The sequence below is a fragment of the Pseudosulfitobacter pseudonitzschiae genome, from assembly GCF_002222635.1.
Lineage (GTDB): Bacteria > Pseudomonadota > Alphaproteobacteria > Rhodobacterales > Rhodobacteraceae > Pseudosulfitobacter > Pseudosulfitobacter pseudonitzschiae_A.
Genome location: NZ_CP022415.1, coordinates 2,301,695 through 2,315,000, shown reverse-complemented (window position 1 = coordinate 2,315,000; position 13,306 = coordinate 2,301,695). Strand labels below are relative to the sequence as shown.

Annotated in this window: 11 protein-coding genes; all 11 read right to left on the bottom strand. The window is 59.8% G+C overall.

Annotation, left to right across the window (positions count from 1 at the left end):
• Positions 1–308 precede the first annotated feature (308 nt).
• Positions 309–1,022 carry a FadR/GntR family transcriptional regulator gene (locus SULPSESMR1_RS11205; protein WP_089420897.1) on the bottom strand — a complete coding sequence of 238 codons (714 nt, stop codon included), beginning with the start codon at positions 1,020–1,022 and terminating at the stop codon, positions 309–311.
• Positions 1,015–1,860, bottom strand: coding sequence for a sulfite exporter TauE/SafE family protein (locus SULPSESMR1_RS11200; protein ID WP_089420896.1), 846 nt, complete (start codon positions 1,858–1,860; stop codon positions 1,015–1,017). Before SULPSESMR1_RS11200 ends, SULPSESMR1_RS11205 begins: the two co-directional genes overlap by 8 nt.
• Before the next feature lie 4 nt (positions 1,861–1,864).
• A complete protein-coding gene (locus SULPSESMR1_RS11195; protein WP_089420895.1) occupies positions 1,865–2,626 on the bottom strand; it encodes a DUF1028 domain-containing protein in 762 nt (253 codons plus the stop codon).
• 3 nt (positions 2,627–2,629) lie between these two features.
• Complete coding sequence (locus SULPSESMR1_RS11190; RefSeq protein ID WP_089420894.1) at positions 2,630–4,423, bottom strand: gamma-glutamyltransferase family protein; 1,794 nt, start codon at positions 4,421–4,423, stop codon at positions 2,630–2,632.
• 14 nt (positions 4,424–4,437) lie between these two features.
• Positions 4,438–5,337 (bottom strand): ABC transporter permease, encoded by a 900-nt coding sequence (locus SULPSESMR1_RS11185; RefSeq protein WP_198362789.1) that lies wholly within the window; start codon positions 5,335–5,337, stop codon positions 4,438–4,440.
• A complete protein-coding gene (locus tag SULPSESMR1_RS11180; RefSeq protein ID WP_089420893.1) occupies positions 5,337–6,281 on the bottom strand; it encodes an ABC transporter permease in 945 nt (314 codons plus the stop codon). Before SULPSESMR1_RS11180 ends, SULPSESMR1_RS11185 begins: the two co-directional genes overlap by 1 nt.
• Before the next feature lie 68 nt (positions 6,282–6,349).
• A complete protein-coding gene (locus SULPSESMR1_RS11175) occupies positions 6,350–7,873 on the bottom strand; it encodes an ABC transporter substrate-binding protein (protein ID WP_089420892.1) in 1,524 nt (507 codons plus the stop codon).
• A gap of 33 nt (positions 7,874–7,906) precedes the next feature.
• Positions 7,907–9,025, bottom strand: coding sequence for an ABC transporter ATP-binding protein (locus SULPSESMR1_RS11170; protein ID WP_089420891.1), 1,119 nt, complete (start codon positions 9,023–9,025; stop codon positions 7,907–7,909).
• On the bottom strand, positions 9,022–10,029 hold the full coding sequence (locus tag SULPSESMR1_RS11165; RefSeq protein ID WP_089420890.1) for an ABC transporter ATP-binding protein: 1,008 nt from the start codon (positions 10,027–10,029) through the stop codon (positions 9,022–9,024). Before SULPSESMR1_RS11165 ends, SULPSESMR1_RS11170 begins: the two co-directional genes overlap by 4 nt.
• Before the next feature lie 186 nt (positions 10,030–10,215).
• On the bottom strand, positions 10,216–11,805 hold the full coding sequence (locus SULPSESMR1_RS11160) for a gamma-glutamyltransferase family protein (protein WP_089420889.1): 1,590 nt from the start codon (positions 11,803–11,805) through the stop codon (positions 10,216–10,218).
• Positions 11,789–13,306 (bottom strand): tripartite tricarboxylate transporter permease, encoded by a 1,518-nt coding sequence (locus SULPSESMR1_RS11155; RefSeq protein ID WP_089420888.1) that lies wholly within the window; start codon positions 13,304–13,306, stop codon positions 11,789–11,791. Before SULPSESMR1_RS11155 ends, SULPSESMR1_RS11160 begins: the two co-directional genes overlap by 17 nt.

The window sequence follows — 13,306 nt, the reverse complement described above, 5'->3', positions numbered from 1 at the left end:
AGAATGTAGCGGTCTTGATGCGTAGCCATTGAGGCGGCGTGGAATAATATTTGCCAATAGGGTGTCAGTACCTTCCTTAGGTAGTGTTCTTCGCACCATCAAACCGTGGGATCAAACACCTGGTCGCCATACTCGCCCAAGCTCACTTTCAGCGAACAAGCTATTTTCAAGTTCAAATCCCCTCTGCGCAGAAACCTTCAAGGATCTCTTCAACGCACTTGGCAATATCTGTCGGATGCTCACACTTAGACGAGTGCCCGAACTACTTTCGCGCTGCAGGATATCTCGCAGGTTAATAACGAAAAGCCTTATATCTCCAGTTCGATCTTGCGCACCCGATCACGCAGCAGGGCGTTGGACACAGTAAGCAAGTGCTGCTCCATTGCCGCCGCCGCGCCGCGGCTGTCGCGTCGCGAAATAGCATCTGCCAGCGTTTTGTGCTGTTCGCCCAACAAATGCAGGGTTTGTGCGGAATAGGTGTTGCGCCGCTGCGCGGTCCACGCGGCGTTGCGGCGCACCGCGCGTATGGACTCATAGACCGTCAGGAACAGTGGATTGCGGGCCGTTTCCGCGATTTTATAATGAAACAGATCATCCGCCGCTTCATAGGCATCCATATTCGTCAGGTCCAGCGTGGCGCGCATCAGCTGATCCAGCAGGACAACCTCTTGCGGCTGGGCGCGGTCGGCAGCCAATGCTGCCAGCGCTGGTTCAACTTCTAGCCTCACTTCCATCACATCGCGCGGCGTTACTTGCCGGGCGAGCGAACGCAGGCTTTCGACATTGGTGGCGGGGGGCGGTGCTGCGAAGGTGCCTTGGCCATGACGGCGAAAGATGGTGCCGTCGCCTTGCAACAGTCCCAGCGCCTGACGCACCCGCGCCCGACTGACGCCAAAGCGTTCGGCCAGCGCGCGTTCGGGTGGCATGCGCCCTTTGTCAAGGATGTGACCCTCACGGATCGCGGCCCGCAACACGTCGGCAAGCGTTTCTTCCGGCCGAGAGCGGGGCGCGTTGTCATCCATTGGCGGTCAATGTGCTGAAAAGGTCCAAAAACATTCTAAGCGACGTTATCATCAGAAAAATGCCAAAGGCAAACCGCAAGGCGCGGCGAGGGATGCTGTGCGCCAGCTTCACCCCCACATGAGCGAAACTGCTGGTCAGTGGAATTATGATCGCCGCCGCAACGATGTTGACGTATCCCAGCGAGAAGGGCGGCAGCCCCTCGGACCCCAATCCGGTCAGCATATAGACAACCGCGCCGGGCAGACCGATGATAAACCCTATGGCGGCAGAGGTGCCGACGGCGCGGCGGATATCATATCCCAGAAAGTTGAGCAGGGGCACGCCGATCGTCCCCCCACCGATGCCCATCATAGCGGAAATCGCGCCGGTGACCGTGCCCAGAGCGGCCCAGACCACTTTGGAAAAGCTGCGAACAGACGGGTCCGCTGCCGGCTTGCGAAAAATCATGTCCAGCGCAACCAAGGCTGCGACGACCGCAAAGACCGCAACAAGGATCAGACCCGAAACATATCCCCCAAGCAGCGCACCAAGGATGACACCGACCAGCAAAGATGGCGCCCAAAGCCGTAGCAGATCCATGTCGATGGCCCCGCGTTTGAAGTGGCCATAGCCTGAGGACAGCGAGGTGAAGACGATGGTGGCCAGCGATGTGCCCACTGCAACCTGCATTGTGATCGCAGGATCCATGCCCGCCGTCGACAGTGCCAGATACAGGGCGGGTACAATGACGATACCACCCCCGACGCCGAGAAGGCCGGCCAGAATGCCACCGGCAACACCGGCCCCCGCTGCAATGGCAAAAAGGGGAAGCAAATTGCTGAAATCAAGCGCCATCATCGGGTTATGTCCTGTCGGCTTCGGTGTTCGTGGCGCAAGAGCGGCTGGGCTGTCCGGCGCTTTTGCGTGTCTGCTCGGCGCGTGTGATGGCGGCATCTATCGGTGCACGGTCGGTGGTGCCTGAGAAATTGTCCCGGGTCGGCATTGCGTCGGCCACATACAGATAGCGTTCGCTTGCGACATCGAGCAGCCGTTCGAGTTCGCCCAACGGATCGCTGTGATCGTCGGCGCGCAGGTCGAGATAAGCGTGGTCCTGACCGCGATGGATCACCAATCCCGCCGCTTGTCTGCCACGTTTGTCGCCGCCTGCGTCTTCGCCTGCGCGCATTGCCACCAGCAACCGCTGCGCCATGGGCAGATCGTGGCGGCTGGCGTAGCTGTCAAAAGTGGCATGCACGACGTCGGGGCCGGCCAGCATATTGCCCGCCACCGAATGATGGGCGCCGGTCTGGTGCCCCGCCCAATCTACGCAACCTGCGCCTGTGAAGGCCGCGAAATTGCCTGCGGCATCCATCATATGGCACTGGCGAATGTCGTGGCCCGCGTCGCGGTCGGCAAATTCTGCCAGCAGCGTTTCTGCTGTTTCCCCCGCTTCCAGTCTGCGGCGCCCTTCGGTGCCCCAAAGCGGGTTGACGAATGCCTGCGTGGCCACGGCCACACGCCGCCCCACATAGGGCACCGCTGCGCCGCAGGCGAAAAAGCGGCTGGCGACGATAATACCGATTTCGTCTGTGCCGGTGTCGTGGGCGATAATTGAATAGGTCATTGTTCAGCGCCCCACTGCATAGGCTTGCATCAGGCGCGGGGTCGCTGCGGCATGCAGCGTGCCATCTGGGTGGCGCAGTGCAGCGGTCATCCTACCCACGGACCAAGGGGCCGCCACCGTTATGACGTGCCCCCGCGCGCGCAGCGCCTCGATTACATCCTCGCCAAAATCCGGTTCGATCATCATTTCGCCTGGCATGGCCTGACGCGGGAAAAAGCTGCTTTGGAAATGCATCGAGTGAAACAGCGGCGCATCCATGCCTTCTTGCAGGTCCAGCCCGTGATGTACAAAACGCAGGAACCAGATCAACTGCCACTGGTCCTGCTGGTCGCCTCCGGGGGTGCCAAAGACGATGCGGGTGCCGTCGGGTTTTTCGGCCAGCGATGGCGTCAGCGTGGTGCGCGGACGGCGGTTTGGGGCCAGTGATGTGGGCAAACCTTCCTCCAGCCAGAACATTTGCGCGCGCGAATTCAGCGGAAAACCAAGACCGGGGATCACCGGATTGCTTTGCAGCCAGCCGCCCGATGGCGTGGCCGATACCATGTTGCCCCAGCGGTCAATCACATCAAGATGCACGGTATCACCGCGTTTTTCCGTCAGGTGGGCCATCGTCGGCTCTTGCGGGGCCGCGTCGTGCACGCCGAAATCGCGGATGGCGCGGTCCTGATAGGCCTGTGCCAGATGTTCAAAGCCTTGCACCACGCCGGGGCGCTGGTCCAGCGAGGCCCGAGCAGTGACCAATTTTGCGCGGTCGGCGTTGTAGCTGTCCGACAGCAGGACATCTATCGGAACGGTGCTGTGATCGGGATCTCCATAATAGGCTTCGCGGTCGGCAAAGGCCAGTTTCATCGCTTCGATCACGGTATGCACAAATTGTTCGCCCGTCGGGTCCATCGCGCCGAGGTCGAAATGTTTCAGGATCGCCAGCGTTTGCAAAAACACCGGCCCCTGCGACCACGGTGCGGTTTTGTGAACCGTCCAGCCGCAGTAATCATAGCTTAGTGTGTCTTCATAGGTTGCCGACCAGTTTGCCATATCTTCACGGTTCAGAACTGCACGGTTTTTCTGCCCCGACACGTCATGCACGCAGGCATCTTCAAGATAGCCAAAGATGGCATCGGCTACAAAACCCTGCGACCAGATTTCGCGTGCTGCATCAATCTGCGCCACGCGGTCGGGGCTGGCCGCTTCAGCTTCGCTGACCAGCCGTTCATAGGTTGCGGCCAGATCGGGGTTTTTAAAGTTCGAATTGGCCAAGGGCGCTGTGCCGTCGGGCGTCCAGACGGCGGCGGATGTCGGCCATTCGGCGGTAAAGTAACCGGCAAGATCCGCGATTGTGTTGGCCACCCGTGGCAACAGCGGATGACCGTCGCGGGCATAGTCGATGGCGGGCTGAAGAACATCGCGCAGGCCCATCGTGCCGTGATCGCGCAGCATCAGTATCCAGCCGTCAAAGGCACCCGGAACCACAGTTGCCAGCAATCCCGAACCGGGGATCAGGGACAGGCCCTGCGCCTTGTAATGGTCGACGGTGGCATTGGCGGGGGTGACGCCCTGAGCGCAGATCATTTTGGTCTGACCTGTCGTGGCGCTGTGGTAAATCACCGGCAGATCACCTGCGGGGCCGTTCAGGTGCGGCTCGACGATTTGCAGTACAAAACCGGTGGCAGCCGCCGCGTCAAAGGCATTGCCGCCCTTTTCTAGGATGCCAAAGCCCACAGCCGAGGCAATCCAGTGGGTTGATGTGGCGACTCCGAAGGTGCCGCGGATTTCGGGGCGGGTGGTAAATCCGGCCATGATGTCTCCGATTGTCAGTGTTCGCGCGGGTCCAGCGCATCGCGCAGCCCGTCGCCCAAAAGGTTAAAGCCCAGAACAACCAGAAAGATCGCAATGCCGGGCCACAGCGCCATCCATGGCGCCTGATTGAGGAAATTCTTGGCGGTGTTCAGCATCGACCCCCAAGAGGGGGCGGGTGGCTGTTGACCCAGCCCAAGGAAGGACAGTGATGCCTCGGCGATGATGGCGGTGGCCACAGTCAGCGTGGCCTGTACCAGAACAGGGGGTAACACGTTGGGAAAAATATAGCGGCGCAGGATGCGGGGCGTAGACAACCCGATGGCGCGCGCACTTTCTACATAATCTTCGGCAGCGACGCTGAGCACCTGACCACGCGTCAGACGGATGAACACGGGCGTCGCAGAAATGCCGATAGCGATCATTGCGTTGGTCAGGCTTGGCCCCAGAAAGGCGGCCAGCGCGATGGCAAGGATCAGGAAAGGTGCGGCCAGCAATGCTTCGGTGCAGCGCGAGATAACTGCATCGGTCCAGCCCCCGAAGTATCCTGCGATGATACCCAGCGGCACACCCAGACCAAGGGCAATGGCGACAGAGACCACACCCGCCAGCAAAGAGGCCTGCGCCCCCCAGATCAGACGCGACAGCACATCGCGGCCCAACTCGTCGGTGCCCAGCCAGTGCACGCTTGATGGTGCCTTGCGCACCGCGCCCCAATCGGTTGCCACCGGATCGGGGATCGGCAGGATCGGAGCGGCCAGCGCCATAAGCACGAAAAACACCACAAGAAAACCGCCCAGCATCGCGCTGCGGTGTTTGCGGAATTTTTTCCAGACGCGGTTTTCGGGCCGCGCTGACAGCACAGGGTCGGCGGCGCTTTCTGCGTCAATGGTCAGGGGCGTTGCGGGTTGGGCCATTATTGCTTCCTCAGGCGCGGGTTCAGCAGCACATAGGCGACATCGGCCAGCAGGTTCATGAAGATAAAGCCGACAGCGGTCACAAGGACAATGCCCTGCACCACGGCGTAATCACGATTGAACACCGCATCGACAACCAGTTTGCCAAATCCGGGGATGGTGAAAATCTGTTCGGTCAGGACCGCACCCGCAATCAGTTCGCCAAACAGCAGCGCCGTCAGGGTCACGATGGGCGTCAGCGCATTGCGAAAGGCATGTTTCAGGATGACCTTGCGTTCCACAAGCCCCTTGGCGCGCGCAGTGCGGACGTAGTCTGAATTCAGCACGCTTAGCATGGCGGAACGGGTGTGGCGCATCAGTGTCGCGGCCAGCGCCGTGCCCAGCACGAACGCGGGCATAAGCATAACGGTGATCGACCGCACGGGATCTTCGCTGAGCGGAACATAGCCGGATGCGGGCAGGAGTTTCCATTTTACCGACACCAGCAGGATCAGCATGATGCCCAGCCAGAAATTCGGAATAGACAGGCCCGAAAGCGCAACCACATTGGCGACGTAATCGACCGGCGTGCCCTTTTTAACCGCCGAGAAAATACCGGCGGGAATGCCGATCAAAAGGGCGAATATCATTGCCATGGTGGCAAGCTGGATGGTGACAGGCAGTTTTTGCCCGATCAACTCCAATACGGGCTGGTTGGTGCGCAGCGAGATGCCCAGATCACCCTGCAACGCATTGCCGATCCATGTGATGTACTGCACCGGAATGGGATCGTTCAGGCGGTATTTCTCGCGCAGAAACTCAAGCACCTGCGGGTCGCGTTCCTCGCCTGCCATAGCCAGCACCGGATCGCCCGGCAGAAGTTTTTGCAAGGTGAACACAAAAATCGAGATCAGGATGATCGTGGGGATCGCGATAACCACACGGCGCAGGATAAACGACAGCATCTGGGGGTGCCTTGTATGAAAGAGGAGACACCGCCGGACCCAGTCCGGCGGTGTGCGGGAAAGGTGGATCAGCCTTCTTCTTTTTTCATGCCTTTCAGACGGATCATGCCATCAGGATAGGGCGTAAAACCGGTAATCGCGGAATCCAGCGCCCAGATCCATGTCTCGTGATAGATGTACACAATGGGCGCTTCGTCGTTCAGGATCGCGCGGGCCGCGTTATAGCTTTCCTTGCGAACCTGCTGGTCGTTTGATGTGCGTGCGGTGTCCAGCAGCGCGTCAACCTCGGGGTTCGAGTATTTGGCATCGTTCAGACCGGCGTCGGTTGTCATGAACTGGTGAATGTTGCCATCGGGATCAACGCGGCCCGACCAGCCGATCTGGCTGGCGGTGTAATCGCCTGCGGTCTGGTCAGACAGCAGCGTTGCGAATTCTTTCGAGACCAGCGAAATGCGGATGCCTGCCTCGGATGCCATGGATTGCACGACCTGCATCAGTTGCAGCGGGATTGTCGTATTGGGCACCTGTACCTCAAGGTCGATGCCATCGGAAAATCCTGCCTCGGCCAGCAGTGCCTTGGCCTGTTCCACGTCGCGCGCTGGCACGGGGAAATCCGAATTATACCACGGCGATGTGGGCGGGAAGGGCTGGTTGCCAGCTGCGAATGCGCCATTGAACACAACCTGATTGATCGCCTCGCGGTCCAGCGAAAGGCTGAGCGCCTGCCGCAGGCGCTTGTCTTTGCCCCACGGGTTGTCGGCCTTGTCACCATTGGCCACGTTGATCGTGATGCCCTGATAGCCAAGCGAGACGGCACTGGCCACCTGAATGCCGGAATCGCCCTCGGCCTGTGCCAGATCGGTGGCGGCCAGGCGTTCCAGCATGTCGATGTCGCCCGATTGCAGGTTGGCCAGTCGAACTGTGGTGTCGGGGATCGGCAGATAGGTCACGGTGTCAAAGTGGTATTCGCCGGCATTGTAATGATCCGCGAATTTCTCCAGCACGATACGGTCCTGTGCCACGCGTTCTTTGAATTTGTAAGGCCCCGAGCAGACAGGGTTCAGGCCGAAATCGGCACCGGCCTGCGTCGCAGCCGTGGGCGACACCATCATGCCTGCACGGTCGGCAAGTTGTGCCATCAGCGTTGCATCGGGGCTGGTCAGATCAAGACGCACCTCGTGGCTGCCCAGAACTTCGACGCCAGTTACCGATGACAGTTCGGACTTGCGGCGCGATTCCTCAAGGTTCTGGCTGCGGTCGATGTTGGCGGCCACGGCTTCGGCATCAAACGGGGTGCCGTCGTGAAAAACCACATCATCGCGCAGTTTCAACGTCAGTTGTTTGCCATCCTCTGAAAACGACCATTCGGTGGCCAGTTGCGGGATGATTTCCAGATCGGGCGTGATGTCGACCAGTTTGTCACACAAAGCGGTGTAAACGATCCGCCCTACGAAGGTGCGCGACTGGTCGGGGTCCAGCACGTCGGAATCCGATTGCAGCGCAATGCGCAGATCGGCGGCCTGTGCGCCCAGTGCTGTCGCCCCCAGCAAGGCTGCTGCAAGGGTCAGTTTGGTCAGTTTGGTCAGTTTCATGTTAAACTCTCCTGTTGATGGAATGGTTTTGGTTCAGCCTGTTGTTTTTTGGTCTTGGCCGGACCGGACATTTGCCCGCTCCTGCATGGCGTCCTGATAAAGCGCAAAGCGCGCACTGGCGCCTGCGGCACGGGGGGGTGCACCGGCACGGCCCGGAACGGGTTCTGCGGCTGCGATGTCCTCGAAGAAATGGCAGGCGGCAACGTGATCTTCGCCATCGCCCGTGAGGCGCAGGGCAGGGGCGCCGGTTTTGCAGCGGTCTTGCGCATAGGGGCAGCGGGTGTGAAACCGGCAGCCCGACGGCGGGTTGGCGGGGCTGGGCATTTCGCCATGTAAGGCGGTCTGGCTGACGCGCTGGCCATAGGTCGCAACCGGAATGGCCGACAGCAGCGCACGGGTATAAGGGTGTCGCGGATGTTGGAACACCGTATCAACCGTACCTTGTTCGACAATCTGGCCCAGATACATTACGGCGACGCGGTCGCTCATGTGCCGGATCACGGCCAGATCATGGGCGATGATGACAACCGTCAATCCCAACTCGTCGCGCAGATCGCCCAGCAGATTGATGACTTGGGCCTGCACCGACACATCCAGCGCTGATACCGGTTCGTCCCCGATCACCAGTTTTGGTGCCGATGCCAGCGCGCGGGCGATGCCGATGCGTTGGCGCTGGCCGCCGGAAAATTCGTGCGGATAGCGTTCGGCGTGTTCGGGTCGCAGGCCGACCCTGCCCAAAAGTGCTGCCACCTTGTCCCGCCGCTGTTGCGCGGTCATGTCCGGAAAATGGGTTTCCAGCGGTTCGCCGATCAGCTTGCCCACGCTCATGCGCGGGTTCAGCGATGAAAACGGATCCTGGAATATGAACTGCATGTCACGGCGTAGCGCGGTCAGATCGCGGCCCTTCAACGCGCCCATATCAACCCCGTCAAAGGTCACGTCGCCTTCGGTGGGCGTCAGCAACCGCATCAACAGCCGCGCCAGCGTGGATTTGCCACAGCCCGATTCACCGACAATGGCAAAAGTCTCGCCGCGTCGGATATCCAGCGACACATCGTCGACGGCGCGGATCAGGCCACTGGCCCCCATCATGCCGCCGCCGGTTTTGAAATGCTTTTTCAGTCCGTGGGCCTGAAGAATGCTGTCGCTCATGCGCTTTCCTTCAGCTTGATTTCCAAGGGCGCGAAATGGCAGGCCACCTGATGACCGTCACCTGCTTCAACCAGCGGCGGTTCGGTGGCGCAAACCGGGCGGGCAAAGGGGCAGCGCGTTGCAAAACGACAGCCCGTTGGCATGTTTTGCGCTGTTGGCACCATGCCCGGAACAGTCGAAAGCCGCCCGCGCGCGCCGGTCAGTTGCGGAATCGAGGACATCAGCCCGATGGTATAGGGGTGCTGCGGGTCGTTGAATATCCGCTCGGCGGGCCCTGTTTCCACGACAGTTCCGGCATACATCACGGCCACCGTATCAGCGATTTCCGCAACCACACCCAGATCATGGGTAATCATGATGGTGCCCATACCGGTTTCTGCCTGAAGATCACGGATCAGTTCCAGAATCTGAGCTTGAATGGTCACGTCCAGCGCGGTCGTCGGCTCGTCTGCGATCAAAAGTGCGGGATCGTTGACCAAAGCCATTGCAATCATCACGCGCTGGCGCATCCCGCCCGAAAGCTGGTGCGGATAGTCGCGCATCCGCTTTTCAGGGGCGGGGATGCCGACCCGTTGCAACATGGCCACCGCACGGTCGCGGGCTTGGGCGTCGGTTGCATCGCAATGCGCTTTGACGGCTTCGACAATTTGGTCGCCGATGCGAAACACCGGATTAAGCGAGGACATCGGTTCCTGAAAGATCATCGTCATCCGGCTGCCGCGAATTTTGCGCATGGCCTTCGGATCGGCAAGGTTCAGGGTCTGCCCTTCGAACAGCATTTGGCCCGAATTGATCTGTGCCGCCCCGACGGGCAAAAGGCCCATCATGGCAAGCGAGGTCACGCTTTTGCCGCAGCCGCTTTCGCCCACGATACACAGGGTTTTACCCGCGCTGACAGAAAAGCTGACGTGGTTGATCTGATCGCTTGGCGCACCGCGAAAGCGCAGGCTGAAATCCTGCACAACCAGCAGTTCCGGCGGTGCGTCGGTGTTGACCAAAGACAAAGGGTGCGCTCCTTGAACCAATAGTGAAACCAATATGGAATTGGTTGAATATGCGGTGCCTGATATTGGCCTGTCAATCAACTGTTCCGGTTTTTCCGGAATCGTTGATGATTTTGGCCGGAATAGCCCGATTAGGTAGCAGGTTCTGCGGGTGGGGGAATTGCCCCCACCCCCACCCAAGTGCCATCAGAATCCGGCGGCCTGACCGTCTTTGCGCGGGTCCGAACCGGCGGCATAGCCACCATTTTCCAACCTTTGGACCAATTGCGCGCCGCCAAAGCCAAAGGCGTTGTCCGGTGCCTCAATCTGGATGTGGTGGCCCAGTTTTTGCAACCCTTCGATCACGCCGGATGGCATGGTCGGCTCGCAGGCGACATCCAGTTCCTTGATCGTGCGCCAGCGCGGTGCGTCTGCGGCGGTTTGCGGATCCTGATCCCACAACTGGGTGCGCAGCAGCAACTGCATGTGTCCCATTGCCTGAATCGGGCCGCCCATCATGCCGAACGCCATCAAGGGCGCGCCATTTTTCATCGCGAAACCCGGAATGATGGTGTGGAAAGGGCGCTTGCCCGCAGCCACCTGATTGGGATGACCCTGTTCGGTGGTAAAGCCCAACCCGCGGTTCTGCATTGAGATACCGGTGCCTGGCACCACCACGCCAGAGCCGAAACCGGCATAGTTGGACTGGATAAAGCTGACCATCATACCCGAGGCATCCCCAACATTCATCAACACCGTGCCGCCCAGCTTTGGCGCTCCTGCGCCAAAATCCTGAGCCCGATCAAGGTCGATCAGCGCGGCGCGTGACTTGAGGTAGTCCGGATCCAGCAGGGCCGTTTCGTCAACCTCGTCCATGTGGTCGCGGTCCGAGACATAAGCATGCAAGTCGCTATAGGCCAGTTTTACTGCCTCGATTTGCAGATGGACGGCGGCCAGATCATCGGGGCCGTGGTCGCGGATCGCGGTGTGTTGCAAAATGCCAAGCGCCATCAACGCCGCGATGCCCTGACCGTTTGGCGGGATTTCATGCAGTTCCACCTCGTCAAAGCTCTGGCTGATTGTTCCACACCAGTCGTTGCGGTGTGCTGCCAGATCCTCGACCGTCATCGCGCCGCCGTGCGCTTTGGCAAAGGCCGCGATTTCCTGTGCTATTTCGCCTTCGTAGAACGCGCGACCTTTGGTTTCCGCAATCGCGCGCAATGTGCGCGCCGCGCCGGGATTGCGGAACATCTCACCCGGTTTTGGCGCACGGCCATCGGGCATGAAGGTTTCCGCAAAACCGGGCTGGTCTTTTAGAATAGCGGCCCCTTTTGCCCATGCCGTGCCAACAACCGGCGATACTATAAACCCGTCTTCGGCATAGCGGATCGCGGGGGCCAGCACAGTAGCAAGACCTAGCTTTCCGAATTTCTCGGAAAGCTCGACCCATGCGCTGACGGCACCTGGAACGGTGACAGAATCCCAGCCGTGCTCGGGCATGCCTCCGGCGAAACGCTCGGGTGTCCATGCAGCAGGTGCGCGGCCAGATGCATTCAGCCCATGCAGTTTTTTGCCATCCCAAAGAATGCAGAACGCATCTGAACCCAACCCGCAGCCAGTCGGTTCGACGATGGTCAGGGTTGCGGCCGTGGCAATGGCTGCGTCTACGGCGTTGCCGCCTTGTTGCAGGATCGCAAGACCGGCTTGGGTGGCCAGCGGCTGTGACGTGGCCACAACATTTTCTGCAAGAACCGGCGAACGACGGGAAGGGTAAACAGGATCATGACGCAGGTGCATCGGGCGACCTTTCTGTGGGTTTTCGGGATTTGATGTGATTGTGAACCGCCCAGACGATCGAAGCCATCGCAGCGACTAGAAAAATCAGACTGATTGGGCGGGTGAAGAAAAGTGTCGGGTCTTCATCTGTCATCAACGCGCGGCGCAGATTGGTTTCCGCAATTGGCCCCAGGATGACACCCAGCACCAGGGGTGCCAGCGCATAGCCAAGGGCGCGAAGGGCATAGCCCGCGATGCCGATGAAGATCAGCAGATAAAGGTCGGTCACGCGGTTGTTAAGCGCAAAGGTGCCCACCACACAGCAGGTCATCACAACCGGCACGATTAGCCATTTCGGCACTTCGGTAAGCCGCAGGAACAGCCGCATGGAAAACACCGATACGACCAGCATCATAAACGAGGCCACAACCATTGCGATGAACATGCCATAAACCAGATCGCCATGATCGAGAATCAGCCTCGGCCCGACCGAGATGCCATGCACCATGAGAGCGGCCATCAGAATGGCATCTACCGCCGACCCCGGAATACCGAGTCCGATCAGCGGGATCAGCCCGCCGCCTGCCGTGGCAGAATTGCCCGCCTCCGAGGCGACGATACCGTCAGCTTCTCCAGTTCCGAATTTTTCGGGGGTCTTTGAGGCCCGCTTGGCCTGATCATAGGCGACAAGGTTGGCGATGGACCCCCCCGCGCCCGGAAGTGCGCCGATCAGCACGCCCGCCAGCGAAGACCGCAACAGATTGATGGGCCGCATCAGTACTTCTTTCATCACCTTCCAAGTCTGAAAATCGATGGCCCCTGTGATCAGTGATCTCCCCGACCTTACGTTGTCGGCATCCTCGACTTCTGAAACCAGTTGCGAGATGGCGAAAACGCCAATCAGGACCACGAGAAACGGCAGGCCTGTCTGCAACATCTCGATGCCGAAATCAAACCGTGGCCTGCCCATGATAGGGTCAGTGCCCAAGGTCGAAATTGCAAGGCCGATCAGCCCTGCAAGCATTCCGCGAATAACTGAAGTGCCCACAAGACTAGCCACAATCGTCAGTGCAAAGACGATCAACGAGAAATATTCCCATGGCCCCAGCCGCACCGCAAACAGCGCCAACGGCGGCGCGGCAAAAATCAGCACGACGGTCGAGATCAGCGTGCCGAAGAACGACGCCCAGATACCGATGGACAGAGCCCGCCCCGGCTCTCCATTGCGGGCCATCGGAAAGGCGTCAAAGGTTGTGGCAACCGACGACGGTGTGCCGGGAATGCCCAGAAGTGCCGCGGAAATCAGCCCGCCGGTATAACCACCAACATAGACCGACAACATGACGGCAATACCCTGCAACGGGTCCATCGCGAAGGTCAGCGGCAGCGTCAGTACGATTGCCATTGTCACGGTAAAGCCCGGAATGGCGGCGGCCACGATTCCCGCGATGGATCCGGCCAGCATGCAGATCAGGGTTGAAAGGGTAAGAATTTGCGCGGCACCGCTTAGGAAATCCGACAT